Annotated in this window: 8 protein-coding genes; 3 read left to right on the forward strand and 5 right to left on the reverse strand. The window is 66.1% G+C overall.

The genetic code is table 11. The features are described 5' to 3' along the window. Together EYQ35_10755 and EYQ35_10760 are read left to right on the forward strand one after the other, a co-directional pair. Window positions 1-1,504 (forward strand): NUDIX domain-containing protein (locus tag EYQ35_10755; GenBank protein ID HIF64615.1); only part of this gene is annotated, 1,504 nt, incomplete at its 5' end. Between the two features lie 28 nt (window positions 1,505-1,532). Then, the gene (locus EYQ35_10760) at window positions 1,533-2,585 is read left to right on the forward strand and encodes a 3-deoxy-7-phosphoheptulonate synthase (GenBank protein HIF64616.1); all 1,053 of its coding nucleotides are present in this window, start codon (window positions 1,533-1,535) and stop codon (window positions 2,583-2,585) included. Between the two features lie 3 nt (window positions 2,586-2,588). On the opposite strand, the gene EYQ35_10765 is transcribed toward EYQ35_10760, so the two are convergent. Genes EYQ35_10765 through lexA form a run of 5 tightly spaced genes read right to left on the reverse strand, consistent with a single transcriptional unit; the run spans window position 2,589 to window position 9,732 of the window. Beyond that, complete coding sequence (locus tag EYQ35_10765; GenBank protein ID HIF64617.1) at window positions 2,589-3,416, reverse strand: hypothetical protein; 828 nt, start codon at window positions 3,414-3,416, stop codon at window positions 2,589-2,591. 32 nt (window positions 3,417-3,448) lie between these two features. Continuing rightward, window positions 3,449-6,616, reverse strand: a complete 3,168-nt coding sequence (dnaE, locus tag EYQ35_10770; GenBank protein ID HIF64618.1) for a DNA polymerase III subunit alpha — start codon at window positions 6,614-6,616, stop codon at window positions 3,449-3,451. Between the two features lie 44 nt (window positions 6,617-6,660). Further along, a complete protein-coding gene (locus EYQ35_10775) occupies window positions 6,661-8,235 on the reverse strand; it encodes a DNA polymerase Y family protein (GenBank protein ID HIF64619.1) in 1,575 nt (524 codons plus the stop codon). Next, window positions 8,213-8,989 carry a recombinase A gene (locus EYQ35_10780; GenBank protein HIF64620.1) on the reverse strand — a complete coding sequence of 259 codons (777 nt, stop codon included), beginning with the start codon at window positions 8,987-8,989 and terminating at the stop codon, window positions 8,213-8,215. The genes EYQ35_10775 and EYQ35_10780 overlap by 23 nt, the downstream gene beginning before the upstream one ends. Window positions 8,990-8,997: 8 nt before the next feature. Then, window positions 8,998-9,732, reverse strand: coding sequence for a repressor LexA (gene lexA, locus EYQ35_10785; GenBank protein HIF64621.1), 735 nt, complete (start codon window positions 9,730-9,732; stop codon window positions 8,998-9,000). A 140-nt stretch (window positions 9,733-9,872) separates the two neighbouring features. On the opposite strand from lexA, the gene crcB reads away from it, so the two are divergent. Further along, on the forward strand, window positions 9,873-10,250 hold the full coding sequence (crcB, locus tag EYQ35_10790; protein HIF64622.1) for a fluoride efflux transporter CrcB: 378 nt from the start codon (window positions 9,873-9,875) through the stop codon (window positions 10,248-10,250). The last annotated feature ends 181 nt before the right edge of the window (window positions 10,251-10,431 follow it).

Below are 10,431 nucleotides of genomic sequence, written 5' to 3' on the forward strand. Positions count from 1 at the left end.
CGACGCTCCTCGCTGGCGCTCGTCGCTGCTCGACCAACGGGGGCCGCTCGTCGCGGCTCGACCGACGGTGGCGACTATCGTGCGGGGCGTGGGTGAGCGGCGACTGGTGGTGGGGGCGGCGATCGTGCGGGGCGCGCGGGTGCTGGCCGCGCGGCGTACGACGCCGCCCGAGGCCGCGGGCCGCTGGGAGCTGCCGGGCGGCAAGGTCGAGCCGGGCGAGCAGCCCGCCGACGCGCTGGAGCGCGAGATCGCCGAGGAGCTCGGCTGCACCATCGAGGTGAGCGCCTGGTTGAGCGGCGCCAGCGTCATCGACGACCACCTCGAGCTGCGGGTGGCCGTGGCCCGCATCGTCGACGGCGATCCCGAGCCCCACGAGCACGACCGCCTCACCTGGGTGGGCGTCGACGGGCTCGACGGCCCCGGCGGGCTGGACTGGATGGTCGCCGACCGGCCCTTCCTGCCCGAGCTGCGCCACGTGCTGCGCGCCGCCGAGACCGAGCAGCACAACGGGGTGCTGCGCGCGGTGCTCTTCGACGAGGACGACGCCGCCGAGGTGCTGCGCCGGCTGCGCGCCGACGGCTACGAGGAGGCGCTGGACGGCGACGCCTGGCGCGAGTTCGACGCTCCCGAGCCGATCCCGTCCGACCCGGACGCATGGCAGTTGTTCCAAGACGGTCGGTCGGTGGCGGGAGTAGACATTTCGCCGTTTATTTCTGATCTGCCCGGCGGCAGGTGTACGCGCAGTTTTGTTACCGACAACGCCAGCGGCAGTACTTCGCAGGCAGCCAACATAATCGAAGCGCTCGAAGCCGGCGCGCGCCTGTTGCTCATCGACGAAGACAGCTCGGCTACAAATTTCATGATACGCGACCGGCGCATGCAGGAGCTCGTGGCGAATGAACACGAACCCATAACGCCGTTTGTCGACCGCGTGCGCCAGCTCTGCGAGCAGCACTCCGTTTCGTCGGTAATCGTCATCGGAGGTAGCGGGGACTACCTCGACGTGGCCGACAAGGTGGTGGGCATGAGGGACTACCGGGCGCTCGATCTCACAGCGCAGGCTCGCGAGGTTGTAGCTCGTTTTAAAAGCGGCCGCAGGTCTGAAGCTCTCAACGGTTTTGAAGCGCCGTTGGGAAGGACCCTGCTACGCGCCGGCTTCGACGCTTCGCGTGGTCGCAAGGAAGTCGTGGTCAAGGTGCGCGACCACGGGTGCATCGTGTTCGGCGAGCACGAGATCGACCTCTCGGCCGTTGACCAGCTCCTCCACCCTGCGCAATTGCGGGCCGTGGCCGAGGCCATGCTTCACGTCGGCGCGTGTTTTGCCGACGGCAATCGCAGCCTGGCAGAGGTGATGGACCTGTTGTTTGACGAACTCGCCCACGAGGGGCTCTCGGTTCTCGCGCGCAACGGGGAGGGGGACCTCGCCGCTTTTCGTCGCCATGATTTCGCAGCGGCCGTGAATCGGCTGCGCGCGCCGGTTATAAAACTCGCTCGTCAGGGGTAGAGTAAGACCGTAGAGAGGTTTCTTTCCGATGTTTCATGCAACAGATGACCTGCGCATAGCAGAACTGCGCCCCCTGATTTCACCGGCCATATTGATCGAGGAAATCCCGGTGAGCGAAAAAGCTTCGACCTGTGTATGGCGGGGGCGCGAAGCGGCTTCGGCGATAGTCAAGGGCCAAGACGACCGCTTGCTGGTGGTCGTCGGGCCCTGCTCTATCCACGATCCCGGGGCGGCGGTGGAGTACGCCGGGCTTCTCAAGCAGGAAGCTGATCGCCTGGCCGACGACCTGTGCGTTGTGCTGCGCGTCTACTTCGAAAAACCCCGCACGACGGTGGGCTGGAAAGGGCTCATAAACGATCCCGATCTCGACGGTAGCTTTAATATAAACCACGGGCTTCACCGGGCACGCGGCCTGCTGCGCGACATCGCCGAGTTGGGCCTGCCCATTGGCACCGAGTTTCTCGACACCATAAGTCCCCAGTACACGGCCGACCTCGTGTCCTGGGGTGCCGTGGGCGCACGCACGACCGAGAGCCAGGTGCACCGCGAACTCGCGTCGGGTTTGTCGGTGGCCGTTGGGTTCAAGAACGGTACCGACGGCAACGTGCAGATCGCCGTGGACGCCATACGGTCGGCGCGCACCGAGCACCGCTTTCTTTCGGTCACCAAGCAGGGCCTGTCGGCCATCGTCGCGACGCGCGGCAACGATACCTGCCACGTCATTCTTCGAGGATCTACGGCCGGGCCCAACTACGACGCCGAGTCGGTGGCGACGGTTGTCTCGACGCTCACGGCCGCCGGCCTCGCCGGCTCGGTGATGGTCGACTGCAGCCACGGCAACAGCCGCAAGGATTTTCGCCGGCAGGCCGCGGTGTGCTCGGACATCGCTGGGCAGGTAGCCGCCGGGTCGCGCTCGGTATTCGGCCTGATGATAGAGAGCAACCTCGTGGAGGGTCGCCAGGATCTCGGCGGTGAGCTACTGCACGGACAGAGCGTGACCGACGCCTGCGTATCGTGGACAGACACGCAGCCCATGCTCGACGAGTTGGCTGCGGCCGCGCGGCGACGGCGCGCCGGCTAGTTTTCAGGCGAGCAGCGGCAGCAGGCCGTCCACGATGAGCACCTTGCTGCCGGCCAGCAGCAGGGCCAGCCGGTACATCCGTCGAAATAGAGCTTCTGACACGTGGCGGGCCAGCAGGCGGCGACCGATGAGCGTACCAGGCACCACGCAAGCCACCAGCACCGCCAGCAGTAGCGCGGATCTGCCGTAGTCAAAGTTCCACAGGGCGACAAACACCGGCAGCTTGACCAGGTGCAGCAGCGACTGGCATACCGCCTTGGTGGCCACGACCTGCTGTCGGGTCATCGGTCGCCGCAGGAACAGCGGTGCTATGAGAGGTCCGACGGCACCCACAGCCAGTGCGCAGGAACCCGCCACGAATCCCAGCGCGGGCCAGTCCCACCAGTGACCGACGTGCAGCGGGTTGTCGCTGGCATTGCCGTTGGCCGAATCGCCGTTGCCCGGCTCGCCGTCGTCGGCGTTTCGGGGGTTACTCGCGGGCTCGGGAATCACCAGCATCACGAGAATCCACGCACCCACCAGCAGCTTGAGCCAGGGGTCGGCGCCCGGGCTGCGCGCCAGCTCGCCGATCAGCAGTGCGCCCAACAGGCCACCGGGTAGCAGGCCGGCGGCGAAGCGCACTACCACCGGCCAGCTGACCTGGGGCAGGTAGGCCAGCACCCGCGTTCCGTTGCTGGCCAGTTGCACGACAGCGTGAAGAGGTATTACCTCGGCCCACGGCAGGGCGGTGAGCATGACTGCCAGCAACAACGCGCCGCCACCCATACCGAGCACGGCCGACAGCGCCGATGTGACCAGCGCGGCCAGGGCCAGTGTGATCAGTAGACCCACGGCGACAAGCTAAACGGGTTCGGCAACAGCCGCTAATGGAAGTCGCGGCTGGTCACCGGCCGTGGACTGCGACTGACACCGGGCACCCAGGGGTTTTCGACCAGCAGGTGCACCACGCCGTCTTCTGATTGCACGCGACCGGTGACACCCAGGAACGAAGTTGTTTTGAGTAACGCGCGGTGTTGTTCGAAGACCCGTTGCCATACCACCAGGTTTACGAAGCCGGATTCGTCCTCGAGCGTCATGAAGACGACCCCGCCCGCCGTGGCCGGCCGTTGTCTGCAGGTTACCAGCCCGGCATAAGCGGTGCGGGTGCCGTCGGCCATGGCGTTGAGCGAGGCGGCATCGGGTAGGCCCGCCTCGCGTAGCTCTCCACGCAGGTCTTCGAGCGGATGTCCGCGCGCGCTGTGCGAAGCCACTTCGTGGTCCCAGGCTATGGCGGTGCCACGGTCGAGGCCGGCAAAGGCAGGCAGAGCTTCGGCCACCTGCATGTTGAGCGAGTCGTCGCGCTCGCGTACCAGGGCCGCCACCTGCCACAACGATTGCCGACGATTGAGGCCAAAACAATCGAGCGCGCCGGCGCGGGCGAGTGCGCTGGCCGACCTGTCGTCAACGCGGCTACGCCTGACGAAGTCTTCGAGTGACTCAAAGCCTCGGGTTTCGCGCTCTCGTACTATGGTGTCGGTGAGTGCGCGGGGTAGTGAGCGCAGCGTGCGCAGGCCCATGCGCAGGCAGAGTTCGCCGTGACTGCCGTCGTTGCCAACAGCAGCCCGACCGGCCATGCCATCGCCGTCGCCGGGGCTGCTGCCCCGCAGGAATTTTTCCAGCGTGCAGTCTCGCTCGCTTACCGACACGTCCAATGGCAGCACTTTTACCTCGTGGCGGCGGGCGTCGTTGACGATTGTGGCCGTGGAATAAAAGCCCATGGGCTGGGCGTTCAGGAGCGCGCAGGCAAAGGCCTCGGGGTGGTGGCACTTGAGCCAGGAGGTGGCCCAGGCCAGCAACGCAAAGCTGGCCGCGTGGCTCTCTGGAAAACCGTATTCGCCAAATCCCCGTATCTGTTCGAACACGCGCTCGGCAAACTCACGGGTGATGCCCCTGGCCATCATGCGCGTGACCAGCCGGTCGCGGTGGCGTTCAATGCGGCCGGCGTGTCGCCAGGCTGCCATGTCGCGTCGTAGCTGGTCGGCCTCACCGGGGCTGTAGTCCGCTGCCACGACGGCGAGACGCATGACCTGTTCCTGGAACAAGGGAACGCCCAGGGTCTTGCTCAGTACTGGCTCGAGGCAGGGGTGAGGGTAGACGACCGGCTCCCTGCCACTGCGCCGTGCGAGGTAGGGGTGCACCATGCCTCCTGTTATGGGGCCCGGGCGCACGATGCTGATCTCTATCACGAGGTCATAAAAACAACGCGGACGCAGGCGTGGCAGCATGGCCATCTGCGCGCGGCTCTCGACCTGGAACACGCCCACGGTGTCGCCGCGGCAGAGCATGTCGAAGGTAGCCGTGTCGTCGGCGGGGATGTCGGCCATTTCCAATTGCAGGTCCTCGTGCTGGTCGAGCAGGTCGAAGGCCCGGTGCAGCATGTTGAGTGCGCCCAACCCCAGCAGGTCGACCTTGAACAGGCCCAGGGCCTCGATGTCGTCCTTGCTCCACTGGATCACGGTGCGCGCTTCCATGCTCGCGTTCTCAATGGGCACCAGGTCGTGCACGGGTTCATAGCCGAGCAGGAAACCGCCCGGGTGTATAGACATGTGCCGCGGAAAATCGAGGATCTCGTTGGACAGTGTCAGCAGGTGGCGGTGTATGGGGAGTTCGGGGTCCAGCGCGGCGGCGGACAGGTCCGCTTTTTCTACACACGAACGGTGCGAGAGCACTCGCGCCAGCCGGTCGGTCGAGGTTTCGGGCATTCCGAGGGCCTTGCCCACGTCGCGCACGGCCGACCTGGCGCGGTAGCGCACCACGTTGGCCACCATGGCGGCGTGCGAGCGGCCGTAGCTTCGGTAGACGTGCTGGATGACTTCTTCGCGGCGGTCGTGCTCGATGTCGAGGTCTATGTCGGGAGGTTCGGCCCGCTCCCTGGATAGAAAGCGTTCGAACAACAGGTCGCTGCGCGTTGGATCGACGGCCGTTATCCCGAGGCAGAAGCACACAGCCGAGTTGGCGGCCGAGCCGCGGCCCTGGCAGAGGATGCCGTGCTCGCGGCAGAACTCTACGATTTCGTGCATGGTCAGGAAGTAGCCCGGGTAGTCGAGCTCGTTGATGATGAGCAGTTCTTTTTTCAGCTGCGCGGTGACCGCCGTGGGTACGTCGCCGCGGTAGCGCCGGGCCGCGCCGCTGAGCGTGAGATGTTCGAGTTGTTGCATGGCCGTGCGGCCGTCGGGCAGGCGATGGTCGGGATAGCGGTAGCAGAGTTGAGACGGATCAAAGCTGCACAGCTCGGCGATCTGGTGGGTACGGGCCACGGCCTGCAGGTCATCGCCGTACAGGCGCGCAAACTCCCGTGGCCCGAGCAGTGAGTGGCAGTCGTTGGGGCACGTGAGCCTGCCGGCAGCCGAGAGCGTGGTGCCGTGGCGGATGCAGGTGACCACATCGTGCAGCCTGCGACGCTCGGGCAGGGGGTAAAGCACTTCGCTTGCAGACACCACGGGCAGTTGCCAGCGCTGCGCACGCGCGAGCAGGCGGGCGTTGGCCTCCACCTCGGGTGCTTCGTGGTGACGGGCGAGGAGTGCGTACAGGCGGTCGCCAAAGGCCTCGGCGAGCAGCCGCTGCGGGTGCACAGGTTCCGCTCCGGCGGTGAGCAGGCTGCGTGGGCCTCCCCACAGCGCCAGCATACCCTCCGCGTGTTCGGCGATCTCCTGCCACGATACTGACGAACTGCCCTTGGGCGAGCGCAGCCTGCCGCGAGTGATCAGCCGGCACAGGTTAGCGTAGCCGCCGCGGTCGACGGCCAGCAGCAGCAGGGTGGAGCCGTCGTCTACCGTGACTTCGGAACCGGTGATGAGCTTTACGCCCAGCTCACGGGCCCGCTGCCACGCTTCGACCATGCCGTACACGCCGTCGCGATCGCAGAGGGCGACGGCCGGCAGGCCGAGCCGGTGGCAGGCGTCGACCAGTTCGCCGGGATGGCCGGCGCCTTCGAGAAAAGAAAAGTTGCTCTTGCACCACAGGGGTACATAGCCGTCGGGCCGTTGCTGCACGGTGTTGTCCACGGCTGCTACTCCACGTCTCCTACCCCGCGCTCCTATTCCACCCGTCCGTGAAGGAACCAGCGGTTGCGCTTGTCGTCGAAGTAAATCCACAGGATCTGTTCGTCTTCGGTCTGGGCAAACCAGTACTCGCGTTGCACGCCACGACCCGCTCCGTCGCTGGCCCACCAGCCACCCGACAGCAGGTAGGGACCATCGCGGTGTCTGACCGCGCCGCTGTCGGCACCCAGCGGATACCAGTCACGGCCGGTCGCGGGACGGGGGGCAATGGCGCGGGGCCGCGATATACGCCGCAGCAGTGGTCGTTGCTTGACCTGCCGCGGCTCGGCCGTTTGCAGGCCGGGCTCGCCCGGCAGCCCCAGCGGCAGCCAGGTCCACGAGGCCTCGGGCAGGTGGGCTTCGCGCAGTGCGGCGCGGGTTACCGCCGCTTCTCCCAGCTCTGCGCGCACGCGCGCCAGCGCCCGGTTGGCCGCTTCGAGATCGCGACCGCTGCGACAGCCCGGCAGCTGCGCTTGCCCTGGGGGTGTATTGACGGTGTCGGCACGGATCTCAATCTCGTTCACGGCGGCGGGCAGACGCCCGCTGCCCAGCCTGAGGGTGAGCAACTCCATCAGTGCCGATACGTCGAGCGTGGCGGTGGCCGGGTGCAGGCTTTCGAGTCGGTTGCTGCGATCGTCGAGTTGCAACATGAGGTGAAGCACGCGCAGCGACCGGCCCCGCGAGGCCAGCTGGGCCAGCAGTCGCTTGAGCATCGGTTGCAGGATGAAGAGCAGTCGCTCGCTGTCGTCGACGGCCTGGTCGAGCAGGGTTTTTACGCTGCAGGGTATCTCGACTGCAGTGGGTTGCAGTGGGTTCCACAAGCGATCGTCGGCCAGTGCGTGCAGGCGGGCGACCTCCTGACCAAAACGGCGCTTGATACCCGCGGCCGGCAGGCGCAGAAACGCGCCCACGCTACGCACGCCCAGGCGCTCGAGTTTTTCTACCAGCGCAGGTGGCAGGCCGAGCCGATCGAGAGTGATGCGACTGGCCAGCCGTCGTTCCTCGTCGGGGCTGTTGAGCACGAGGGCCCGCCGCCCGGCGCCAGCCAGAGCCCGGGTACCGAAACGTGAAAAGCCGGCCACGCTCGAGGCCTCCCAGCCGTCAGACAGCAGGGCCTCGTCTATTGCGCGCAGCCAGGATTGCGTGTCGGGGTAGAGGCGATCCAGGCCCGAGGCGTCAAGCCAGAACAGGCCCGGCGTGTCGGTCGACGGCTCAACGCCCGGGGTAAAGCGGTCGAGCAGGCGGGTCACTTGTTCTACTGCGCGACTGATCTGTTCAGCCTCGACCGTGCCCGCCCTGAGGTCGGGCAGCAGCGAGAGGGCCGAGGCGTAGCGTTGCCCCGGCGCGGCGTGTCGCTGGCGGGCAGCCGCCGTAAGCGCGAGGATGTTGCCCTGGGGATGCTGCTGGTCGAGCAGTGCTACCGCCTGATCCTGCCACGAGGGGTTATCACGGAGCAGAAGCTGCAACGCGAGCTGGGGCAGCTCAACGCAGGCCAGCTCGCCAGGGGGAGTTTCCTGGCCGGGAAACTCCAGTCCGGTGTGGCCAGGCTCAGCGGAGTCCGGGTGGTCCATTGCGAAACGTGTCGTGTTGCCAGCCGGGGCCGTGGCGCTTGTCCTTGAGGACCAGCAGTTCGCAGGTGTAGCGTCCGGGGCCGGTTTTGCGGCGGCGGGCCTGGGCGCGCAGGGATACCAGCGACCCCAGTGAGGGGGCGGTCGATGGTTTTTCGGTCAGGAACAACACCGCCGCGTCGTGCTTGAGTGCCAGCTGGAGCAGTCGCGATTGCAGTGGCAGTGGAAGCCCGGCTCCAGCTCCACTGCCTCTTTCTGCACGACCGCTTTCGGTACGACCAAGGTCCATGATGATGAGGGCGAAGGCACCCGAGCGCAGCAGTCGATCGGCTGCGCGTCCGGCGGTTCGGCCGCTGTTGGCGTGGACGACGGGCAGTGCGCCGAGGTCTACACCGTTAGCGGCGGCGTCGGGGGGAAAGAACGAACTCTCTCGCGTGCTTATCCAGGCCACTGGTTCTCCCTGTTGCTGGGCTTCGAGCACGAGATCGATAGCCAGCGTGAGCGAGGCCGATGGACCCCAGGCCGACAACTCGGTGAGTCGGCCGCAGAGTTCGCCACGCCGCCATCTGCGTGCGGGCGAACCCTGCGGCCCTTCCGGGGTGGAAGTGGTCGGTGTGGAAGTGGTCGGTGTGGAAGTGGTCGGTGTGGAAGCGGTCGGGGTTATATCGGTCGGAATGGAATCAGCCGGAGTTACAGCAAGCGGGGGAAAAAGCGGCAGGGTGTCCGACCGAGCGGTATTTATGGCAGTGCTTATCATGATGACATTTACTCCTCTTCGGGGGGGGCCTCTTCGAGCGGAGCGACCCCGTCCATGTAGCGGCGCAGTTCTACGACCTTGCCCAGTAGCTTGAGCGATCCTTCTGTGGGAACGATGACCTCGAAGTCCGGGTTCTCCGGCTGCAGCTCCAGCTGCCGGCCACGGCGGTAAAAGCGCTTGATGGTGGCCTCGTCGTCGACCATGGCCACCACCACGTCGCCCGATTCGGCTGTTTCCTGCTGGCGGACTATGGCTATGTCGCCGGGCAGTATGCCCGCTCCCGACATGCTCAGACCCTGGACCCTGAGGGCAAACAGCTGGCTTGCGTCGAAGCGCGAGGGCAGGGTCAGCCAGCCTTCGGGGTCTTCAACGGCCTCGGTAAGCCCGCCCGCCTGTACACGGCCGAGCAGCGGTACAGACCGGGTGGCAAAGGTGTGATTGGAAACTCGCCCGCCGAAAGTACGGCCGCTGAAAGCAGCGCTGCTGGCGGCGTGAGCTTCTTGTTGAGATCTTGTTTCGGGGAGACGTTCAGGGAGACGATATCCCCGCGCGCGGCCTTCGGGGCGCAGCAGGCGGCCTTCGCCTACCAGGGCCTTGAGGTGCTGCTGTGCTGTCTGCACGGCGCTGAAGCCCATGGCTTGTTGCAACTCGCGTACAGAGGGAGGGTCACCGGCCAGCAGGCGCCGGCGCATGAAGCGGTAGACCCGCTCGCGTGTTTTTCCGGGTGGAGTGATCGGTGCCATGGGAGATATAGATAGCAGACAAATGTCTGTTATGTCAAGAGGCGATGTTGGACGCGGGGTTTTTAGCGTGTAAGGGCAGGGGGCAGGCGGTCGGGCGGTGGTCCGGCCGTCGCGGAGAAGACTAACAGGTGGCGGCAGAACTGGGATGGTTGGCAGTGGCGGGGGCGCTGGGCGCACTGAGCCGCTACGGCATGGGAGCGCTGGCCTACCGCACGCTGGGCACGGCGCTGCCCTGGGGCACACTGCTGGTAAACGTAGTGGGCTGTTTCCTGCTCGGCTTCATCATGCACTACGGGCTGGCCAACGCGGCCCTGTCGCGCACGGTCAGGTTGGCGGTAACGGTGGGATTCCTTGGATCATTCACTACTTTTTCGACCTTTGGATACGAGACCCTGCGCTACCTTGAAAGCGGCGCTACCACGCTGGCGCTGGCCAACATAGCGCTCAATCTGCTGGTGGGCCTGGCCGCGGTCTGGGCCGGACTGGCACTGGCCCGTACGGTGCTGGGCAGCTTATAGAGCCCCCCAGATGGGTTTTCCCTTGACACAAGGGGCCTGGTGACTGCATTATCGTCGACAGGTTGCGCCTTGCCCGCGCTTCTCGCAGCCTCCAACGAAGACAAAGGAGACCCCGACATGAAGAAGTTTTTCCCCATCGCTTTTGCCGCCGCCCTGGCCATGACCCTCACGGCGTTTGCCG

This window comes from Candidatus Binatota bacterium (assembly GCA_012960245.1).
GTDB lineage: Bacteria > Desulfobacterota > Binatia > UBA1149 > UBA1149 > UBA1149.

Excerpts from the sequence above, each read along its gene's own strand:
- EYQ35_10760 (HIF64616.1), top strand. The coding sequence starts at position 1,533 with ATGTTTCATGCAACAGATGACCTGCGCATAGCAGAACTGCGCCCCCTG.
- lexA (HIF64621.1), bottom strand. The coding sequence starts at position 9,732 with ATGGCACCGATCACTCCACCCGGAAAAACACGCGAGCGGGTCTACCGC.
- EYQ35_10780 (HIF64620.1), bottom strand. The coding sequence starts at position 8,989 with ATGATAAGCACTGCCATAAATACCGCTCGGTCGGACACCCTGCCGCTT.
- EYQ35_10775 (HIF64619.1), bottom strand. The coding sequence starts at position 8,235 with ATGGACCACCCGGACTCCGCTGAGCCTGGCCACACCGGACTGGAGTTT.